Origin of the sequence: Pseudomonas brassicacearum (assembly GCF_000585995.1) — a bacterium.
Lineage (GTDB): Bacteria > Pseudomonadota > Gammaproteobacteria > Pseudomonadales > Pseudomonadaceae > Aquipseudomonas > Aquipseudomonas brassicacearum_A.
Genome location: NZ_CP007410.1, coordinates 5,094,688 through 5,114,228, shown reverse-complemented (window position 1 = coordinate 5,114,228; position 19,541 = coordinate 5,094,688). Strand labels below are relative to the sequence as shown.

General features: G+C 60.4%; 18 protein-coding genes. 11 read left to right on the top strand and 7 right to left on the bottom strand.

The window, feature by feature from the left end; all coding sequences use genetic code 11:
- Window positions 1-3 precede the first annotated feature (3 nt).
- Together CD58_RS21860 and CD58_RS21855 are read left to right on the top strand one after the other, a co-directional pair.
- Window positions 4-1,245, top strand: a complete 1,242-nt coding sequence (locus CD58_RS21860) for a glutamine synthetase family protein (protein ID WP_162178171.1) — start codon at window positions 4-6, stop codon at window positions 1,243-1,245.
- Window positions 1,246-1,314: 69 nt separating this feature from the next.
- Window positions 1,315-2,688: an MFS transporter gene (locus CD58_RS21855; RefSeq protein WP_025215091.1), complete on the top strand. Its 1,374-nt coding sequence runs from the start codon at window positions 1,315-1,317 to the stop codon at window positions 2,686-2,688.
- 66 nt (window positions 2,689-2,754) lie between these two features.
- Here CD58_RS21855 and CD58_RS21850 read toward each other — a convergent pair whose 3' ends face one another.
- The 4 genes from CD58_RS21850 to flgA all read right to left on the bottom strand — a co-directional run bounded on the left by CD58_RS21850 (window position 2,755) and on the right by flgA (window position 5,361).
- Window positions 2,755-3,501: a flagellar brake protein gene (locus CD58_RS21850; protein ID WP_025215090.1), complete on the bottom strand. Its 747-nt coding sequence runs from the start codon at window positions 3,499-3,501 to the stop codon at window positions 2,755-2,757.
- Between the two features lie 92 nt (window positions 3,502-3,593).
- On the bottom strand, window positions 3,594-4,061 hold the full coding sequence (locus CD58_RS21845) for a flagella synthesis protein FlgN (protein WP_025215089.1): 468 nt from the start codon (window positions 4,059-4,061) through the stop codon (window positions 3,594-3,596).
- Window positions 4,062-4,108: 47 nt separating this feature from the next.
- On the bottom strand, window positions 4,109-4,423 hold the full coding sequence (gene flgM, locus CD58_RS21840) for a flagellar biosynthesis anti-sigma factor FlgM (protein WP_025215088.1): 315 nt from the start codon (window positions 4,421-4,423) through the stop codon (window positions 4,109-4,111).
- Between the two features lie 173 nt (window positions 4,424-4,596).
- Window positions 4,597-5,361, bottom strand: coding sequence for a flagellar basal body P-ring formation chaperone FlgA (gene flgA, locus CD58_RS21835; RefSeq protein ID WP_025215087.1), 765 nt, complete (start codon window positions 5,359-5,361; stop codon window positions 4,597-4,599).
- Between the two features lie 78 nt (window positions 5,362-5,439).
- Between flgA and CD58_RS21830 the strand changes: the two genes are divergently transcribed.
- The 6 genes from CD58_RS21830 (at window position 5,440) to flgE (ending at window position 10,522) form a co-directional block, all read left to right on the top strand.
- The gene (locus tag CD58_RS21830; protein ID WP_025215086.1) at window positions 5,440-6,366 is read left to right on the top strand and encodes a chemotaxis protein CheV; all 927 of its coding nucleotides are present in this window, start codon (window positions 5,440-5,442) and stop codon (window positions 6,364-6,366) included.
- Between the two features lie 53 nt (window positions 6,367-6,419).
- Window positions 6,420-7,247 (top strand): protein-glutamate O-methyltransferase CheR, encoded by an 828-nt coding sequence (cheR, locus tag CD58_RS21825; protein ID WP_025215085.1) that lies wholly within the window; start codon window positions 6,420-6,422, stop codon window positions 7,245-7,247.
- Window positions 7,248-7,600: 353 nt separating this feature from the next.
- A complete protein-coding gene (gene flgB / locus CD58_RS21820; protein WP_003204732.1) occupies window positions 7,601-8,008 on the top strand; it encodes a flagellar basal body rod protein FlgB in 408 nt (135 codons plus the stop codon).
- A 3-nt stretch (window positions 8,009-8,011) separates the two neighbouring features.
- Window positions 8,012-8,455: a flagellar basal body rod protein FlgC gene (gene flgC / locus CD58_RS21815; protein WP_025215084.1), complete on the top strand. Its 444-nt coding sequence runs from the start codon at window positions 8,012-8,014 to the stop codon at window positions 8,453-8,455.
- 15 nt (window positions 8,456-8,470) lie between these two features.
- Complete coding sequence (flgD, locus tag CD58_RS21810; RefSeq protein WP_025215083.1) at window positions 8,471-9,193, top strand: flagellar hook assembly protein FlgD; 723 nt, start codon at window positions 8,471-8,473, stop codon at window positions 9,191-9,193.
- A gap of 30 nt (window positions 9,194-9,223) precedes the next feature.
- Window positions 9,224-10,522 carry a flagellar hook protein FlgE gene (gene flgE, locus CD58_RS21805; RefSeq protein WP_025215082.1) on the top strand — a complete coding sequence of 433 codons (1,299 nt, stop codon included), beginning with the start codon at window positions 9,224-9,226 and terminating at the stop codon, window positions 10,520-10,522.
- Window positions 10,523-10,791: 269 nt separating this feature from the next.
- Here flgE and CD58_RS21800 read toward each other — a convergent pair whose 3' ends face one another.
- Window positions 10,792-13,683, bottom strand: coding sequence for a ribonucleoside-diphosphate reductase subunit alpha (locus CD58_RS21800; protein ID WP_025215081.1), 2,892 nt, complete (start codon window positions 13,681-13,683; stop codon window positions 10,792-10,794).
- 826 nt (window positions 13,684-14,509) lie between these two features.
- On the opposite strand from CD58_RS21800, the gene CD58_RS21795 reads away from it, so the two are divergent.
- Complete coding sequence (locus CD58_RS21795) at window positions 14,510-15,232, top strand: response regulator (protein ID WP_025215080.1); 723 nt, start codon at window positions 14,510-14,512, stop codon at window positions 15,230-15,232.
- On the top strand, window positions 15,229-16,839 hold the full coding sequence (locus CD58_RS21790; RefSeq protein WP_025215079.1) for an ATP-binding protein: 1,611 nt from the start codon (window positions 15,229-15,231) through the stop codon (window positions 16,837-16,839). The genes CD58_RS21795 and CD58_RS21790 overlap by 4 nt, the downstream gene beginning before the upstream one ends.
- Before the next feature lie 117 nt (window positions 16,840-16,956).
- Here CD58_RS21790 and CD58_RS21785 read toward each other — a convergent pair whose 3' ends face one another.
- Window positions 16,957-17,682 (bottom strand): 4'-phosphopantetheinyl transferase family protein, encoded by a 726-nt coding sequence (locus CD58_RS21785; RefSeq protein WP_038436708.1) that lies wholly within the window; start codon window positions 17,680-17,682, stop codon window positions 16,957-16,959.
- Window positions 17,683-17,908: 226 nt separating this feature from the next.
- Window positions 17,909-18,700, bottom strand: a complete 792-nt coding sequence (locus CD58_RS21775) for a dienelactone hydrolase family protein (protein WP_025215077.1) — start codon at window positions 18,698-18,700, stop codon at window positions 17,909-17,911.
- 143 nt (window positions 18,701-18,843) lie between these two features.
- On the opposite strand from CD58_RS21775, the gene CD58_RS21770 reads away from it, so the two are divergent.
- Window positions 18,844-19,443: an outer membrane beta-barrel protein gene (locus CD58_RS21770; protein ID WP_025215076.1), complete on the top strand. Its 600-nt coding sequence runs from the start codon at window positions 18,844-18,846 to the stop codon at window positions 19,441-19,443.
- Window positions 19,444-19,541: the final 98 nt, after the last annotated feature.

The window sequence follows — 19,541 nt, the reverse complement described above, 5'->3', positions numbered from 1 at the left end:
GTGATGACGGCCGAGGGTTTCCTCGAAGGTCGGCGGTTGCAGATGGCGCGAGGGGTGTTGCTGCAATGCATCATGGGGGGATATCCGCCGTCACGTTTCTACGGCAGCGATGATGGTGACCTGGCACTGGTGGCCGATTCGAAACAAATCCACCCCCTGCCCTGGAGCCAACAACCGCGTGCCCTGGCGATCTGCGATGCTGATGAGCTGACCGGTGAAAGCTCCCGGCTCTCCACGCGCGGCCAGCTCAAGGCCGTTATCGCTCGCTATGCAGCTCTTGGCCTGGCGCCGGTGGTGGCCACCGAGCTGGAGTTCTTTGTGTTTGCGCCCAACCCGGACCCGACCCAGCCATTCCAGCCGCCGGTGGGCCTGGATGGACGGCGCGAAGACGGCCATTCGGCATTCAGCATCAGCTCCAACAATGGCCTGCGCCCGTTTTTCAGTGAGGTCTATGAATGCATGGCAGCGCTGGGCTTGCCCCGCGACACGTTCATGCATGAAATGGGCGTGAGCCAGTTCGAGATCAATCTGCTTCACGGCGACCCCTTGTTGTTGGCCGACCAGACATTCCTGTTCAAGCATCTGCTCAAGGAAGTGGCGCTCAAGCATGGCCTGACCGTGGTCTGCATGGCCAAGCCCTTGGCCCATACGCCGGGCAGTTCGATGCATATCCATCAGAGCGTCGTCGAGCTGGACAGCGGTCACAACGTGTTCAGCGACGCGGCGGGCGAACCGACTGCTGCCTTTAGGCACTTCATCGGCGGGCAACAGGCTGGCATGGCGGATTTTACGGCGCTGTTCGCGCCGAACGTGAATTCCTACCAGCGCCTGTGTCATCCGTTTGCTTCACCGAACAATGCCTGTTGGTCCCATGACAATCGCTCGGCCGGCTTGCGCATTCCCGCCAGCTCGCCAGCTGCCCGTCGGGTCGAGAACCGTTTGCCGGGGGCGGATGCCAACCCGTACCTGGCGATTGCCGCCAGTCTGGCAGCCGGCCTTTATGGCATTGAACACCGGCTGGAACCGAGCGCCGCGATCCAGGGTGAGTTCGAAGTGCCAGATAATCTGTCGCTGCCATGTACCTTGCATGCTGCCCTGGAGCGTCTGAAGCGTAGTCATTTGGCGAAGGAACTGTTCGGGACGGAGTTCATCGAAGGCTACATCGCCTCGAAGACCCTGGAACTGACCAGCTTCTTTGATGAAATCACGCCCTGGGAGCGGCGTGTTCTAGCGGCCCAGGCATAACGAACCGTCGCATTAGGGCTATCGTCACCGATAGCCCTTACTTACCTCAAGGAGCCGCTCGGAACGCCGATGCGCCAAATCTGGAAACCTTTTCGAGCGCTTTATTTCGCCTCGCTGATGATGTTGATCGGCTCCGGCCTCTTGAGTACTTACCTGGCCTTGCGTCTGGCCGCCGACCACGTGGACAGCCTGTGGGTCGGTGCGCTGATGGCCGCCAACTATTTCGGCCTGGTGTTGGGCGGCAAAATCGGCCATCGGCTGATTGCCCGGGTCGGGCATATCCGCGCCTATTCGGCCTGCGCCGGGATCGTCGGTGCGGCGGTGCTGGGCCATGGCCTGGTGAACTGGCTGCCGGCCTGGATCGTGCTGCGGATGATTGTCGGCCTGGGCATGATGTGCCAGTACATGGTCATCGAGAGCTGGCTCAACGAGCAGGCCGATGCCAAACAGCGCGGAGCGGTGTTCAGCGGCTACATGATCGCCTCGTACCTGGGGCTAGTGCTGGGTCAACTGATCCTGGTCATGCACCCGGCCCTTGGCCTGGAGCTGCTGATGCTGGTGGCGCTGTGCTTTGCCTTGTGTCTGGTGCCGGTGACACTGACCCGGCGAATTCACCCGGCGGCGCTGCATCCGGCGCCCATGGAGCCGCGCTTTTTCATCAAGCGCGTGCCGCAGTCATTGAGTACGGTGCTGGGCTCGGGACTGATCGTCGGCTCGTTCTATGGCCTGGCGCCTTTGTATGCCTCTCAGCAGGGGCTGTCGACCGAGCAGGTGGGTCTGTTCATGGGTAGCTGCATCTTTGCTGGGTTGCTGGTTCAGTGGCCCCTGGGCTGGCTGTCCGATCGATATGACCGGGCGCTGCTGATCCGCTGCTTTGCGCTGGTCCTGACGGTCTGTGCGCTGCCGCTGGCGATCCTGCCGACGGTGCCGTTGGAAGTGCTGTTTGTCGCGGGGTTCTTCTGTTCGCTGGTGCAGTTCTGCCTTTATCCGCTGGCGGTGGCATTTTCCAATGACCACGTCGAAGCTGATCGAAGGGTATCCCTGACCGCGATGCTGCTGGTGACCTATGGGGTTGGCGCCAGTATCGGACCGCTGGTAGCAGGGGTGCTGATGAAAATGTTCGGCAGCCAGATGCTCTATGCCTTTTTTGCCTTCTTCGCCTTGGTGCTGGTGTGGCGAATCCGGCCGAAGGCGGTGACCAACCTGCACCAGGTCGACGACGCACCGCTGCATCACGTGGCGATGCCGGACAGCATGTCCAGTTCGCCTCTGGTGGCGTGCCTCGATCCCCGGGTGGACGAACAGGTGGTGCAGGAGCAGATGCACGTCGATCCTGTGCCGACGGAAGAGCCGGTCGACGAAGAACCGGTCATGGAGGAAGCTGCCGCCGAAGAGGCAAGCGACGAGCCGACGAGCCCCGATTTCACTCAGGCCAGGCCTTGAGTCAGCCATAAAAAAACGGGCAGTCACCGCAAGGGACTGCCCGTTTTTTTCATGGCGTGAAGAAGATCAGAGGTCGTCTTTATCGAAACGCCGGGCTTCGCGCTGCAACTGATAGACGAAACGCTCGACCTGGCGCTGCACCAGGCCACTGATATTGTGGAAGCGCACACCGGCGAAGGTGGTGTTGATCCTTTCTTCGAAGTGCAGGTAACGCAGTTCTACTGGCGCGGTCATGTTGCCAAAGGGCAGGGCGGCGATGAAGCGCTCATAGACCTGGCCCAACTGCAGGCGTTCGGTGATGTCGCCCTCGAAGCGCAATTTGCAACCAGTGGCGGAGATGTCCAATAACTTGCCATCCACCGGTGACTTGAGCTTGTCACCGCCCAGCTCGACACTCACCAGCTGCGCCAGCTTCAGGGCGGCGCGGAAGGCGTTGCGGCGTTGGTGATAAACCACTTCTTCGGGCAAGGCGCCGCGATAGCAACGACCGTCTTTGGACTCATCGATGGTCAGCGGGCCGTTGCCTTCCCACGCGATGCGTACACCGTCATGAAAACCCTCGACACGAAATGGTTCGCCCGCCAGCAGGAAGCGTTCACCGTCCCGGGGGATCATTTCGTCCAGCGCGATGGCGTTGCTCTCGCGATCGACATCCACCAGGTAACTCTGGAAGCGCTGGGTGCGTTCGTGGAAGGTAATGATCAGCGGGTCGTGGCTATCTTGCAGCATCCGCAGGTTGCCGGCGATTTCCAGGGGCGTGGTGAGGACCTTGGGTGGCTGCGGAGCATCATCCGCGTTTGAGGCATTGAACACGGTGGGTCAATCTCCAGGCAAAATACGACTACGAATGGCTAGCATTTTGCCAGCATGTATCGCGCGTTGATAGGGCGCAAGCATTGTTCGTTTCATGCCTGGCTTAGCGGCCGGTGCTTGACCATCCTGGCGGTCGAGCCGCGGGCGTCATAAAGCGTCGGGATTTCACCGCCATTGAGGATGCGCAACTGGTTGGCGGTGGCGGCTTGCTGGGTCTGGATCGACTGACCATTGTGCGCGTTGGCGGCCTGGCACTGGGTGAGCAGGTCATTAAGCACCTGGCTCTGGGACAATAGCTGATCGCCAACCGATGATTGGCTGGCCAGTTGTTCAAGGCCGCTATTATTGGTGGGCAAGTTGAGGCTGGCGAGAATCTCGCTGCGCTTGCGGCCATGCTGATCGAGCAAAATGATCAATGCCTGCTTCTGCGCCAGAATAGTTTCCAGCAAAGGCATGTCGCGACCGTGCAGGGCCAGGGATTCGGTCTGCAATAACTCCAGCAATTGTTGCGCTGGAGCAAAGTCGTCGGTGATCAGTTGCAATAAATGAGTGTCGTGCATGGCTGGCCTTGGGTCTTAGCGTCCAAAAGCCTGGCGCTGGCGGTGGCCTAGCGCTGGGCTTCGAAGTTGAGCAGTTTGCTGGCTACGCGGTTGCTGTCGACTTTGTAGCTGCCATCGGCGATTGCTGCTTTCAACTCGGCCACTCGGGCGTTGTCGACGACAGGTTGATCGCGCAGCTTGTCAGTGACCTTCTGCAACTGCTGAGCCTCATTGCTGAGGTGTACCGACTCCCCGTTGTTGACAGTGCTGGCCTGTTCGACCGGTACGGACTTGCCGGCTTCGGCAGTTTCCTGGCTGGCCTTGGTGCGCGTAGTGCCTGTCAACGGTGAAGAGCTGTTTAAACGATTGAAATCGATGACCATGGTAAAAAACCTCTGGGTATTTGGACGCTTGCCATGTTTTCGGCCATCCCCAAAAAAACTTTAGGCCCATTTATTCAATGAGCGTGCGCACGTCTGCGCTTGCCTTTGCGTAAGGCACAGTCTAGGGAACACCCGGGTCAAGCGCCAGCTCTCTACCCATTTCTACCCAATCGCTACATAGCCACTTCCACCTGGCCAGGGGCTATTACCTGCGCCTTGATAACTCGTTGGGAATTGAGGTTTTTTACCCGAATCTGTTCATGCATGCCGCCTTTGGACAGGGCCTCGCCCGGCATCCGCACCGCCAAGGTCCCGCTGCGAGCGGTGATGACCACCTGGTCGCCTTTGCGGATTACTTCAGCCTGTTCCAGGTGCACCAGGGTAACGACCTGGTCGGCGACCATTGGTCGGACAAGTTTCTGGCCGATCGCCTGATCGACGGAGGTCAGGAAACCCTGGGTGATCTGGCTGATGTCCCGTTCACGCAGCATGACGTCCTGAGGCTCGACAATTCCGGCCCGCTTGAGCGGACGGGTGGTGGTGACAATCTCGCGGAACAGGCGCACTTGAGCGGGTACGAACACCGTCCAGGGCGCGGCGCTGTCGCAACGAACCTTCACTGTGACTCGACCCAGGGGCCTGGCCGGGCTCTCCAGCGAAGCAGTCAATTCCTTGTCGCACATTGGCATGCGCAGGCGCGGGTCGAGTTGATTGACTTCGATTTCGTAGCGACCTTCGGTTTGACTGGTGGCCAGATAGTCTTCTACGGTGAATTCAAGAAAGCCCTGAGTGACGCCGATAAGGAGATCAGGCAAGGTAACCGGAACATCAGCATGGGCAGGACCGCCCGAAGTGAACAGGCAGACAGCCAACAGTGCACCGAGCCAATGGCGGCAGTGAGTGATCAGGCGTCGAGAAAATGTCGTTTGTGCGTTCATGCCGGTTGAATAGCAAGCCCCGTGCCGTTTAGTGATGAATGCGCGTCGGACACATTAGCGTTAGGTAGGAGTCAGGGCATGGCGGGAGTAATGGACTCGGTAAACCAGCGTACACAGCTGGTTGGTCAGAATCGCCTGGAGCTGTTGCTGTTCCGTCTCGATGGGCAGCAGTTGTATGGAATTAACGTATTCAAGGTCCGCGAGGTGCTGCAATGTCCTAAGCTGACCCTGATGCCCAAGTCCAATCCTGTCGTGTGCGGTGTAGCGAATATCCGGGGCGCGACCATCCCGATTCTCGACTTGGCCATGGCGACCGGTTCCGGCCGGCTGCTGGACCAGAGCAATCCGTTCGTGATCATCACCGAGTACAACACCAAGACCCAGGGTTTCCTGGTTCGCTCGGTGGAGCGCATCGTCAACATGAACTGGGAAGAGATTCATCCACCGCCCAAGGGCACCGGCCGCGATCACTACCTGACGGCGGTGACTCGGGTCGATAACCAGTTGGTGGAAATCATCGACGTGGAGAAAATCCTCGCCGAAGTGGCGCCGACCACGGAGACGATCTCCGTGGGTGTAGTGGATGCCGAGACCCAGCACAAGGCGATCTCGTTGCGGGTGCTGACCGTCGATGATTCTTCGGTGGCACGTAAACAGGTCACTCGGTGTCTACAGACGATCGGCGTCGAAGTGGTCGCATTGAACGATGGACGGCAGGCGCTGGATTACCTGCGTGCGATGGTCGATGAAGGCAAGAAGCCGGAAGAGGAGTTCCTGATGATGATCTCCGACATTGAAATGCCGGAGATGGATGGGTACACCCTGACCTCGGAAATCCGCAACGACCCGCGCATGCAAAAGCTGCATATTATCTTGCATACGTCGTTGTCCGGGGTCTTCAACCAGGCGATGGTCAAGAAAGTCGGTGCCGATGACTTCCTGGCCAAGTTCCGGCCTGATGACCTGGCTTCCCGGGTAGTCGATCGGATCAAGGCAGCAGAATAAAGGTTGGGCGCGCTGTGCGCCCGGCAAGCCAACACAATGAAAGAGGCGGTACTTTGTCTACGGGTAATTTGGATTTCGAACAGTTCCGGGTCTTCCTGGAAAAAGCCTGTGGCATTTTGCTTGGTGAGAACAAGCAATACCTGGTGTCGAGCCGTCTCAACAAGTTGATGGAGCAACAGGGCCTTAAATCGTTGGGTGAACTGGTGCAGCGCATCCAGACCCAGCCGCGCAGCGGTTTGCGCGAGATGGTGGTGGACGCCATGACCACCAACGAAACCTTGTGGTTTCGTGACACCTATCCGTTCGAGGTGTTGAAGAACAGAGTGTTGCCGGCGGCCATCAAGGCCAGCCCGGGTCAACGCCTGCGGATCTGGTCGGCGGCCTGTTCATCGGGGCAGGAACCCTATTCGCTGTCGATGACCATCGATGAGTTCGAACGAACCAACATCGGCCAGTTGAAAGGGGGCGTACAGATTGTCGCCACTGACCTGTCCGGCACCATGCTCAATAACTGCAAGACCGGCGAGTACGACAGCCTGGCCATTGGCCGCGGCTTGTCGCCTGATCGTCTGCAACGCTACTTCGACCCGAAAGGGCCGGGGCGTTGGGCGGTCAAGGCGCCGATCAAGAGCCGTGTGGAATTCCGCTCGTTCAACCTGCTGGACAGCTATGCCAGCCTGGGCAAGTTCGACATCGTGTTCTGCCGCAACGTGCTGATCTATTTCTCCGCCGAAGTGAAGAAAGACATCCTGTTGCGTATCCACAGCACCCTCAAGCCTGGCGGGTACCTGTTCCTCGGCGCCTCCGAGGCGTTGAACGGTTTGCCGGATCATTATCAGATGGTCCAGTGCAGTCCGGGGATCATCTACCAGGCGAAGTGATTCGCGAGTGTCGTCAAAAACGGGAGTCCTCAGGGACTCCCGTTTTTTTATGCGCTTTTTATCCAGGCTTCCCCGATCAAATGTGGGAGCGAGCTTGCTCGCAATAGCGGAGGTACATGCCACATCAATGCAGGCTGACCCACCGCCATCGCGAGCAAACTCGTTCCCGCAATGGATTGGCATGCCCCCTGAAAGCGGCAGAAAAGCGGCAGTCAGCGGAAGCCGATTGCCGCTTTTCTGGCATTGCCGCTTTGCCGATGCCCGCAAAGCCCCGGTTTATGCGGTTTTTGAAAGTGGCACGACGCTTGCTAAGTTCATCGTACGTAAATTCTGGTCACCCAAAGGTTTCCGACATGAGCATCAGCTTCGATAAAGCGCTCGGTATCCACGAACAGGCCCTGAGCTTCCGCGCCCAGCGTGCCGAAGTCCTGGCCAACAACATCGCCAACGCCGATACCCCGAACTACAAGGCTCGGGACCTGGACTTCTCCAAAGTGCTCGCCGAGCAGAACGAGAAGACCAAGAACGGCCACTTCGCCTTGAACATGACCAACAGCCGTCATATCGAAGCCGAAGGACTGGGCAATGGCGACGAATCGCTGATGTATCGCACGCCGATGCAACCTTCGATTGACCAGAACACCGTGGACGCCCAACTGGAACAGTCCAACTACGCGGAAAACTCCGTGAACTTCCAGGCCAGCTTCACCCTGCTCAACAGTAAGTTCAAAGGGCTGGTATCGGCCCTGCGCGGAGAGTAATCCATGTCGATCGCGAGCGTATTCAACATTGCCGGCAGTGCCATGAGTGCCCAGACCACTCGCCTGAACACCGTCGCCAGTAACATCGCCAACGCCGAGACCGTTTCGTCGAGCATCGACCAGACCTACCGTGCCCGTCACCCGGTATTCGCCACCATGTACCAGGGCGGCCAATCCGGCGGCAGCGACTCGCTGTTCCAGAACCAGGACGCCGCCGGGCAGGGTGTGCAGGTGCTCGGCGTGGTCGAAGACCAGAGCAACCTCGAGGCACGTTACGAGCCGAACCATCCGGCCGCTGACGCCAAGGGCTACGTCTACTACCCGAACGTCAACGTCGTCGAAGAAATGGCCGACATGATTTCCGCCAGTCGTTCGTTCCAGACCAACGCCGAAATGATGAACACCGCCAAAACCATGATGCAGAAGGTCCTGACCCTGGGTCAGTGATAAGGGGCGAGTCACATGAGCGTTACTAACACCACCAGTGGTTTGAGCCTCAACGAGATTCTGGCTAACTCCTCGGTCAAGACCAACAACACCTCCGATACCCTCGGGGCGGTGACGGGGGCGGCGACGGGAAAAAAGGAGCTTGGCAAGGATGCGTTCCTGCAATTGCTCGTTACCCAACTGAAAAACCAGAACCCGCTGGAGCCCCAGGATAACGGCGAGTTCGTTGCCCAGCTGGCGCAGTTCAGCAGCCTGGAAGGCATCACCACCCTCAACGAGACCGTCAGCGGTATCGCCGGCAACTACAACTCGTCCCAGGCCTTGCAGGCCTCGTCACTGGTAGGTCGCTCGGTCATCGCTCCAGGCGACAAGGCCGTGGTCGATACCTCCAAGAGCCTCAACGGCACGGTGGTGGTACCGACCTCGGTGTCCTCCGTCGCGGTCAAGATCGTGGACAAGGATGGCAAGACCGTCCGCACCATCGACCTGGGCAGCCAGAACGCCGGCAATTCCGCTTTCATCTGGGACGGCAAGAACGACGCGGGCGCGACGGTCGAATCGGGCACTTACACTTTCGCCGCCTCGACCACCATCGACGGCAAGGCGACATCGCTGATCACCAACCTGCCGGCCACCGTCAGCAGTGTGACGATCAGCCAGACAGGGGGCGAGCTGATGCTCAACCTCGCCGGGCTGGGCAGCATTGCCCTGTCCAAAGTACAAACTATTGGTATGTAGAGCCGACTAACCCGGCAAAAGGAGTGCAATATGTCTTTCAATATCGGCCTTAGCGGTCTCTATGCAGCCAACAAACAGCTGGACGTGACCGGCAACAACATCGCCAACGTGGCGACCACCGGATTCAAATCGTCCCGCGCGGAATTCGAAGACGTCTACTCGGCCACCAAGCTGGGCTCGGGCAGCAAGACCGTCGGTAACGGCGTGCGCCTGGCCAACGTTTCCCAGCAGTTCAGCCAGGGTGACGTCAACAACACCGGCAACGTGCTGGACATGGGTATCCAGGGTTCCGGCTTCTTTGTGCTGAGCAACGACGGTTCCTTGAGCTACACCCGTGCCGGTACCTTCAAGACTGACAAGGAAGGCTACGTCACCAACAGTGACGGCACTGCCCGCCTGCAAGGCTATGGCGTGGATGCCAACGGCAAGATCCAGAACGGGATCCTGACCGACCTGCGCATCGACACCTCCAACCTGCCGCCGAGTGCGACCAGCCTGATTTCATCGACGATCAACCTGAACTCGACGGCGACGGCGATCACAGCGGCATTCAATCCGAGTGATACGGCCACCTTCACCAAGCAGTTCACTACCCCGGTCTACGACACCCAGGGCAACCAGCATTCCATGGACCAGTACATGGTCAAGACGGCCGGTAATACCTGGAATGTCTATACGCTGATTGATGGTCGTAACCTGAACGGCAGCTTGCCGACTACGACGGGCGCGACTGCGCCGGTCCCTTCGACCATGAACTTCGATTCGAGCGGGAAGTTGGCCTCGGTCACCACTCCTCCGGCGTCCACCAGCAGCGATTTGGTACTGACTGGCTGGGTGCCAGGCACTGTAACCAACGGCGTATGGGCCGCCAACGGTGCCGCGAGTGCGCCAACCATCACGATCTCCATGGGCAATACCACCCAGTTCAACGCCGACACCGCGCGGTCGATTCCAGCACAGAACGGTTACGCCACCGGCCAGATCACCAACCTGACCATCGATGGCAGCGGTGTCTTGCTGGCCAACTTCAGCAACAACCAGACCAAGCCGATCGGCCAGCTCGCGCTCGCCAGTTTCACCAACGAGCAAGGCTTGCAGCCGATAGGCGGCACCAGCTGGAAGGAAACCTTCGCCTCGGGCATCCCGGGCTACGATGCCCCGGAAACCGGCACCCTGGGTTCGATCGTCTCCAACTCCCTGGAAGAGTCCAACGTCAACCTGACCAACGAACTGGTCGAGCTGATCAAGGCCCAGAGCAACTACCAGGCGAACGCCAAGACCATCTCCACCCAGAGCACCATCATGCAGACCATCATTCAGATGGCTTGATGTCGATGGTTGCTTGACGCTGCACAAGGAGCCCCTCGCAAGAGGGGCTTTTTCATGGGCGAAGGTTTTGTCGTGCCTGGTCCGGCCTCATCGCGAGCAAGCTCGCTCCCACCTTTGAACTGCGTGTACAGGCCCCTGTGGGAGCGAGCTTGCTCGCGATGGGGTCAGGCCAGGCGCCACTTTCCTCCACCCAAAAGAAAACCCCCGATAAACCAGCGGTCTATCGGGGGTTTCTTCAGCAGGCGTCTTTACACGCCCACCCACTCAGCTTATTGGCAAGCTTCGCAATCCGGCTCGTCAATCGCGCAGGCCTTTGGCACTGGTGCCGGACCGGCTGGAGCCGCCAGGACCGAATCGTCACCGTGGTTGCCGCCGCTGGAAACAGCGTTCAGCTTGCCGGTGTTGATGGTCGACTTCTCGGTGCTGGTGGCGGCCAGGGCACGGAGGTAGTAGGTGGTTTTCAGACCACGGTACCAGGCCATGCGGTAGGTCACGTCCAGCTTCTTGCCCGAGGCGCCGGCGATGTACAGGTTCAGCGACTGCGCCTGGTCGATCCACTTCTGGCGACGGCTGGCGGCGTCGACGATCCACTTGGTGTCCACTTCGAACGCGGTGGCGTAGAGCTCCTTGAGCTCTTGCGGGATGCGCTCGATCTGCTGCACCGAACCGTCGTAGTACTTCAGGTCGTTGATCATGACCGAGTCCCACAGGCCGCGAGCCTTGAGGTCGCGAACCAGGTACGGGTTGATCACGGTGAACTCGCCCGACAGGTTCGATTTCACATACAGGTTCTGGTAGGTCGGTTCGATCGACTGCGACACGCCAGTGATGTTGGCGATGGTGGCGGTCGGTGCGATGGCCATGATGTTGGAGTTACGGATGCCTTTCTGCACACGGGCGCGAACCGGTGCCCAGTCCAGGGATTCGTTCAGGTCAACGTCGATGTACTTCTGGCCGCGCTGGGCGATCAGGATCTGTTGCGAATCCAGCGGCAGGACGCCTTTGGACCACAGCGAACCCTGGAACGTCTCGTAGGCGCCGCGCTCGTCGGCCAGGTCGCAGGAAGCCTGGATCGCGTAGTAGCTGACCGCTTCCATCGACTTGTCGGCGAACTCGACCGCAGCATCGGAACCGTACGGGATGTGCTGCAGGTACAAGGCGTCCTGGAAGCCCATGATGCCCAGGCCGACCGGACGGTGCTTGAAGTTGGAGTTCTTCGCCTGTGGCACCGAGTAGTAGTTGATGTCGATCACGTTGTCGAGCATGCGCACGGCGGTGTTCACGGTGCGTTGCAGCTTGGCGGTGTCGAGCTTGCCGTCGGTGATGTGGTTCGGCAGGTTGATCGAGCCCAGGTTGCAGACCGCGATCTCGTCCTTGTTGGTGTTCAAGGTGATCTCGGTGCACAGGTTCGAGCTGTGGACCACGCCCACGTGTTGCTGCGGGCTGCGCAGGTTGCACGGGTCCTTGAAGGTCAGCCATGGGTGGCCGGTTTCGAACAGCATCGACAACATTTTGCGCCACAGGTCTTTGGCCTGGACGACTTTGAACAGCTTGATCTTGTTGTACTCGGTCAGGGCTTCGTAGTACTCGTAGCGCTCTTCGAAAGCCTTGCCGGTCAGGTCGTGCAGGTCTGGCACTTCGGACGGCGAGAACAGGGTCCACTTGCCGTCGTCGAAGACACGCTTCATGAACAGGTCAGGGATCCAGTTGGCGGTGTTCATGTCGTGGGTACGACGACGATCATCACCGGTGTTCTTGCGCAGCTCGATGAACTCTTCGATGTCCATGTGCCAGGTTTCCAGGTAGGCGCAGACCGCGCCTTTGCGCTTGCCGCCCTGGTTGACCGCGACCGCGGTGTCGTTGACCACTTTGAGGAACGGCACGACGCCCTGGGATTTGCCGTTGGTGCCCTTGATGTACGAGCCCAGCGCGCGAACCGGAGTCCAGTCGTTACCCAGGCCGCCGGCAAATTTCGACAGCATGGCGTTGTCGTGGATCGCGCCGTAGATGCCCGACAGGTCGTCCGGCACGGTGGTCAGGTAGCAGCTCGACAGCTGTGGACGCAGGGTACCGGCGTTGAACAGGGTCGGGGTCGACGCCATGTAGTCGAAGGACGACAACAGGTTGTAGAACTCGATGGCGCGGTCTTCGCGTTGCTTCTCTTCGATTGCCAGGCCCATGGCCACGCGCATGAAGAAGATCTGCGGCAGTTCGAAGCGGATACCGTCCTTGTGGATGAAGTAACGGTCGTACAGGGTTTGCAGGCCCAGGTAGGTGAACTGCTGGTCGCGCTCGTGGTTGATCGCCTTGCCGAGTTTTTCCAGGTCGAAGGAGGCCAGGACCGGGTTCAGCAATTCGTATTCGATACCCTTGGCGATGTAGGCCGGCAACGCCTTGGCGTACAGGTCGACCATTTCGTGGTGGGTCGCGCTCTCGGCGACTTCCAGGAAGCTCAGGCCTTCGGCACGCAGGGTGTCCATCAGCAGGCGGGCGGTGACGAAGGAGTAGTTCGGCTCGCGTTCCACCAGGGTCCGCGCGGTCATCACCAACGCAGTATTGACGTCCTTGAGGGCGACGCCGTCATAGAGGTTCTTCAGGGTTTCGCGCTGGATCAGGTCGCCGTCGACTTCTTCCAGGCCCTCGCAGGCCTCGGTGACGATGGTGTTCAGGCGGCCCATGTCCAGCGGCGCCAGGCTGCCATCGGCGCGGGCGATGCGGATCGACGGGTGCGCTTGCACCGGTGCGTCGGCCGGGGTGCGGATGGCGCGTTCCTTGGCGCGGGAGTCACGGTAGATCACGTAGTCGCGGGCCACTTTCTGCTCGCCGGCACGCATCAGGGCCAGTTCGACCTGGTCCTGGATTTCTTCGATGTGGATGGTGCCGCCCGAGGGCATGCGACGCTTGAAGGTCGCGGTGACCTGTTCGGTCAGGCGGGCCACGGTGTCGTGGATTCGCGACGAAGCGGCAGCGGTGCCGCCTTCAACTGCGAGAAACGCTTTGGTGATGGCGACGGTGATCTTGTCATCGGTGTAAGGAACGACAGTGCCGTTACGCTTGATCACGCGCAATTGGCCCGGCGCGGTGGCGGACAGATCCGGGTTCGAATCGGCGGCCAGCGGCGCGGTGCCCTGCGGGTTCTCGCGAGTTGTGTCGGTGTGCATGGGTGTCTCCACGTTCTCTATGTTTGTTTGGGCGCCATTACGGTGCCCACCGTTCCGTCCTGAAGCACTACAACCGGCTGGCGCCGGGCATAACAACTTCGGGACAGTAGGAAGCAGGCATTTAATACCGCTTCCATCCGAAGTTCTGGGGTGGCAGCAATGGACTGCAACACCCGTACCGTTTTGGTCGTTTTCGACCTTGAAACAGCTACCATCCGCAGGGGCGGTCTGGGCTTTTGGAAATGCGGTGTTTCAGGTGAACAGAAGCACGAAAAACGCTTGAATTCTCTGTCCAACTTGTGTTTGGTTTTTGGCCGAAAACCCTACATGTAGGGTTTTTTACGCGGCGGGCTACAAGATAATGCGTTTTGGGGGGTGATTGCAACGTACTACCTGTGGATAAGCCTGTGCGTAATTTGTGTGCGAAACGTGGAACTACGCTGTAGGCCGCGACCTAGCTGGAGCGGACCTTTTTTCATCGATTTCGACGATTCGGAAACAGCCAGAAGGTTTTTGCGGGCGCGGACGTTACCACACAAAATCCACCCGACCGAACGCATTTGTCCGCTTGTTTTCCAGGGGGGCGACGTTTATACAATCGGCCGGTGTGCTGGCATGTTTATCCTCCTTTGATATGACAAAAAGAGGGGGGCTGTATTCGAATCCCTGGAGCGAGCACTGTTGTGGGGAGGGAGCTTGCTCCCGCTCGATTGCGCAGCAATCGCAAAAAAACGGGGCCGCTTCGCAGCCCAGCGGGAGCAAGCTCCTTCGCCACAGGTAAGCACCATCCTTCCTTTCTATATTCACAGCAAAAGAGGTCCCCCCAGTGGAACAAGAAGCCTGGCAGGTATTGATCGTCGAAGATGACCAGCGTTTGGCCGAGCTGACACGGGAATACCTCGAAAGCAACGGGCTGCGCGTCACCATCGAGGGCAACGGCGCTGTGGCGGCGGCGCGGATCATTGCCGAGCAACCGGACCTGGTCATCCTCGACCTGATGCTGCCCGGCGAAGATGGCCTGAGCATCTGCCGCAAGGTGCGCGAGCATTTCGACGGGCCGATCCTGATGCTCACCGCCCGCACCGACGACACCGATCAGATCCAGGGCCTGGACCTGGGCGCCGACGATTACGTCTGCAAGCCGGTTCGCCCGCGTTTGCTCTTGGCGCGCATCCAGGCCTTGCTGCGGCGCAGCGAGCCCGAGCCGGTGGTGCCGCAAAAGCAGCGGCGCCTGGAGTTCGGTCCGTTGGTGGTGGACAACGCCTTGCGCGAAGCCTGGCTGCAGGGCAACGGCATCGAGCTGACCAGCGCCGAATTCGACTTGCTGTGGCTGCTGGTGGCCAATGCCGGGCGCATCCTGTCCCGGGAAGAAATCTTCACCGCGTTGCGCGGCATCGGCTATGACGGCCAGGACCGCTCCATCGACGTGCGCATCTCACGCATTCGCCCCAAAATCGGTGACGACCCGGACCATCCACGGCTGATCAAGACCATCCGCAGCAAAGGCTACCTGTTCGTTCCTGAAGCTTGTGTAGATGCCGCGCCGTGAACTCGATCTTCCTGCGCATTTATGGCGGCATGTGTGCGGCCCTGGTGCTGGTGGCGGTTCTTGGCGTGCTGGCCCTGCACCTGCTCAACCAGACCCGCAGCGAGCAATACCGCGAGCGCCTGGCCCATGGCACGTTTTCCTTGATGGCCGACAACCTGCGGCCCATGAACGACACCGAGCGCCGGCGGGCATTGGCCGTGTGGGAGCGTCTGCTGGGCATTCCCTTGGCCTTGCAGACGTTCTCCCAGACCGACCTGGACCTCGGCCAGCGCACTCGCGTGTTGCGCGGCCAGGCGTTGGTGGAGCAGACCGGGCCCCATGCGGCGAAGGTCTATCGGCTGGTCAGCGATGGCGAACTGCTGATGCTGGTGGGGGAAGTCCAGCAGATCAGTGAGCAACTGGCGAGGGCGACGATTTACCTGCTGGCCGACGAGCTGGTGCGTTACCCGGTGGCTGAGCAACCCGAACGACTCGCACAACTGAAGGAGGAAAAAGGTTTCGGGTTCGACTTGCGACTGATGACCGCCGAGCAGGCGGACATGGACGAAGACCAGCGCCGTCGGGTATCCGAGGGCGACACGGTGATGGCGTTGGGCAAGGGCGGTGACTCGATCCGGGTGTTCGCCGGCATGGTCGGCACGCCGTGGGTGCTGGAGATCGGTCCGCTGTACCAGATGAACCCCTATCCGCCGCAATGGTTGGTGCTGATCGCGGCGCTGGGGCTGAGCCTGATCGGGTTGATCGTCTACCTGTTGGTGCGCCAGTTGGAGCGGCGTTTGCGAGGTCTGGAGGCGGCCGCTACGCAAATCGCCCAAGGCAGCCTCGAAACCCGGGTACCGGCCCGTGGGGCTGACTCGGTGGGGCGCCTGGCCGCGGCGTTCAACGGCATGGCCGAGCACTTGCAACAGCTGTTGGCGATCCAACGTGAGCTGGTGCGGGCGGTTTCCCACGAATTGCGTACCCCGGTGGCGCGCCTGCGCTTCGGCCTGGAAATGCTCGGCAGTGCCTCCACGCCCCAGGCCCGGGACAAATACCTGGCGGGCATGGACCACGACATCGAGGACCTGGACCGGCTGGTGGATGAGATGCTGACCTACGCGCGGCTGGAGCAGGGCTCGCCGGCCCTGAATTTTCAGCGGGTGGACCTGGATGCGCTGGTCAATCAGGTGATCGATGAGCTGGGACCGTTGCGGGCCGGAATCACGGTCGAGCGCGGTCTATGCCTGTCGGCCGCCGACTGCGACGGTGCCTGGGTCGAGGCCGAGCCGCGATTTCTACATCGTGCCCTGCAGAATCTGGTGGGCAATGCCATGCGTCATGCCAGTTCTCGGGTGACTGTCAGCTACCAGGTGGGTCAGTTGCGTTGTCGCGTGGATGTCGAGGACGACGGGCCCGGTGTGCCGGAGGCGGCGTGGGAGCGGGTGTTCAAGCCCTTCCTGCGCCTGGACGACAGCCGTGCCCGTGCTTCGGGCGGTCATGGCTTGGGGCTGTCGATCGTGCGGCGGATCATCCACTGGCATGACGGCCGGGCGTTGGTCGGCAAGAGCAAAAGCCTGGGTGGGGCGTGTTTCAGCTTGAGTTGGCCGAGGCATCAGGATAGGTCTTGAGAGGTGTAGTGCCTTTATCGCCGTCATCGCGAGCAAGCTCGCTCCCACATTTTGAATGCATTCCACCCTGTGGGAGCGAGCTTGCTCGCGAAGGCGGCCTTCCAGGCTCTGCAAATCTCAGGCCTTGACCCCCACCAAACTCAACAACTGCCCATCTTTCACCCCAAACTGCGCCTCCAGTTCGCTGCCATGACGCCACTCGGTCGACAAGTCTGTCAGCAACCGCAGTCGCACTTGTCCACTGCGTGTCCATTCCAGCACTTCGGCGTGTTCGAAATAAAAGCGCTGCCTGACGATCGGGTACAGCGCCTTGAACAGGCTTTCCTTCACTGAAAAGGTCAGGGTCACCAGCAATGGCTGGTCAGCTCGCGGGAGTGTGGCCATGCGCAGCAACTCTGGCGGCGTTAGGATTTCACCGGCCAGGCGCTCGGCGCGTTCGGCGTCGAGCAGGTTTTCCAGGTCCATGCCCAGCCCTCGCCAGTGATCTTTGTTGGCGACGATGGCCGCCGCCCGGCCCGTGCTGTGGGTGATCGAGCCGCTGATGTGGGCCGGCCACACCGGGGCGCGGTCCTCGCCAATGCTCGGCACGCAGGTCTGGCCGTCCAACTGGCGCAGGGCCGCCCGGGCGCAGATCCGCCCGGCGAGGAATTCAGCCTGACGCTTGGCCACCGAACGCTGGATGCTCGCCGGTGGTTCGATGGCGCTGTTGGGGAAGTCATTGCCGGTCAGCAGCAGTGGATCAAAGCAGGTGCTCAACAGCACTGTATCGGACAGGGCTTCGGGCAACAGCCATTGATCGTCCAGAGGCGTGCAGCAGGCGGGCAGAGCGGGGAGTGCGTTCATGCCCGGCATTTTGCCGGGTTGGCTTGAGGCTGGGTAGGGGGGCGAGTCCTGTTGAACGGGGCAAGGCTCGGCTTTTGTGGCGAGGGAGCTTGCTCCCGCTGGGCTGCGAAGCAGTCCTGAACCTGACAGCTCGGTGTCTCAGGTTGAACGCGTCGCTGGTGTTGGGGCTGCTGCGCAGCCCAGCGGGAGCAAGCTCCCTCGCCACAGGGAATGTTCCGGCTGAAAGTCAGCCAAAGACTTTCTTGAAGAACTTCTGCATGTCCGCCCACGACTTTTCATCGGCAGCCTTGTTGTAGCCAATATCCGGCCCGCCATGCTCACCGTGGCTCAAGCGGTCGGCGTCCGGGTTGCTGAAGCCGTGCTTGGCGTCTTTAAGGCTGACGAATTTATAGTCGGCGCCGGCTTTGTCCATTTCGCTCTTGAACGCAGTGACATTGTCCTCGGTGACCATGCTGTCCAGCGCGCCGTGCTCGACCAGAATCTTGGCCTTGACGCTGCCAGGCGTGGCCGGGGTGTTGGTCACCAACGCGCCATGGAAACTCACTACGCCGGCCAGGGGTACACCCTGGCGCGCCGCGTCCAGCACCACCTTGCCGCCGAAGCAGTAACCGATGGCGGCGATTTTGTCCGGATCGGTCTGGGGTTGTTTTTTCAACAGGTCGAGCCCGGCCTGGAATCGCGCACTGGCCGCCTTGCCGTCCTTGAGCGCCGCCTGCATGAACGCCATGGCGTCCTTGGGGTGTTCGGTGTTCTTGCCGTCGCCGTACATGTCGATGGCGAGGGCGCTGTAGCCCAGGCCGGCGAGGTCACGGGCGCGACGCTTGGCGTAGTCGTTCAGTCCCCACCACTCATGCACCACCACCACGCCCGGGCGCGGGCCTTTGACGGCGTCGTCGTAGGCGTAGTAACCGATCAGCTGGGTGCCGTCGGCACTGGTATAGGGGATCTCCTGGGTCTGGATGGCTGCGTGGCTCGCACCGCTGAGCGCCAGAAGTAAAACAGCAAGCAACCTGCGCATGACGGATCTCCTTAAAAAGTGGTCCGCTCAGATTAGCCGATTCATTCAGCGCAGGTTCAGAGAACGTTCAAGGGGTGTTCAGGGACCGCTGGTTAACGTGGCTTCGACTTCACACATCACCCACGCTTCAAAGGAGCTCGACCATGACTTCCATGAAAAAACTGCTGTTGGCTTTCACCGTGTTGGGCGCCAGTGCCATGGCCCACGCCGACGACAATTTCGCCAGCCTGACCCTTGGCCAGACCAGCGACAAGGTCAAGAAATCCGACGCCCTGAACGACAACCTGAACCACCCGAACGCTGACGGCATCATCGGCAAGGACACCACGTACGGTGTGCGACTGGGCAAGCAAAACGACCAGGGTCGCTACTACGCCACTTATGACAACGTCTCGGGGACTCACAACGGCATCAAGTTGCGCCAGGAAAACCTGCTGGGCAGCTACGATGTGTTCCTTCCGGTCACCAGCAGCACCAAACTGTTCGGCGGCGGTACGGCGGGCCTGACCAAGCTGACCCAGGACTCCCCTGGCTTCAGCCGCGACAGTGACATCGGCTACGCGGTGGGTTTGCAAGGCGGTGTCCTGCAACAAATTTCGCAAAACACCTCCGTGGAACTGGGTTACCGTTACCTGCGTAGCAACGCCAGCACCGAGATGAGCCCACCCGGTGGCGCCAAGGTCGGTTCGTTGGACCTGACCAGCAGCGCCCAGACTTACCTGTCCGCCAACTACACGTTCTAAGCGGGCGAAAGTGAGGGTATCGAGCCGGATCGGCCCAAGACGATCCGGCGTCTTTCGTTGGGGTGCGCCGCACTGGATTGTTTGATTGCCTGGAGAGA

Coding starts and splice junctions, on each gene's coding strand:
- CD58_RS21860 (WP_162178171.1), top strand. CDS start 4: ATGACGGCCGAGGGTTTCCTCGAAGGTCGGCGGTTGCAGATGGCGCGA.
- CD58_RS21855 (WP_025215091.1), top strand. CDS start 1,315: ATGCGCCAAATCTGGAAACCTTTTCGAGCGCTTTATTTCGCCTCGCTG.
- CD58_RS21845 (WP_025215089.1), bottom strand. CDS start 4,061: ATGCACGACACTCATTTATTGCAACTGATCACCGACGACTTTGCTCCA.
- flgM (WP_025215088.1), bottom strand. CDS start 4,423: ATGGTCATCGATTTCAATCGTTTAAACAGCTCTTCACCGTTGACAGGC.
- flgA (WP_025215087.1), bottom strand. CDS start 5,361: ATGAACGCACAAACGACATTTTCTCGACGCCTGATCACTCACTGCCGC.
- CD58_RS21830 (WP_025215086.1), top strand. CDS start 5,440: ATGGCGGGAGTAATGGACTCGGTAAACCAGCGTACACAGCTGGTTGGT.
- flgB (WP_003204732.1), top strand. CDS start 7,601: ATGAGCATCAGCTTCGATAAAGCGCTCGGTATCCACGAACAGGCCCTG.
- flgC (WP_025215084.1), top strand. CDS start 8,012: ATGTCGATCGCGAGCGTATTCAACATTGCCGGCAGTGCCATGAGTGCC.
- flgD (WP_025215083.1), top strand. CDS start 8,471: ATGAGCGTTACTAACACCACCAGTGGTTTGAGCCTCAACGAGATTCTG.
- flgE (WP_025215082.1), top strand. CDS start 9,224: ATGTCTTTCAATATCGGCCTTAGCGGTCTCTATGCAGCCAACAAACAG.
- CD58_RS21800 (WP_025215081.1), bottom strand. CDS start 13,683: ATGCACACCGACACAACTCGCGAGAACCCGCAGGGCACCGCGCCGCTG.
- CD58_RS21785 (WP_038436708.1), bottom strand. CDS start 17,682: ATGAACGCACTCCCCGCTCTGCCCGCCTGCTGCACGCCTCTGGACGAT.
- CD58_RS21775 (WP_025215077.1), bottom strand. CDS start 18,700: ATGCGCAGGTTGCTTGCTGTTTTACTTCTGGCGCTCAGCGGTGCGAGC.
- CD58_RS21770 (WP_025215076.1), top strand. CDS start 18,844: ATGACTTCCATGAAAAAACTGCTGTTGGCTTTCACCGTGTTGGGCGCC.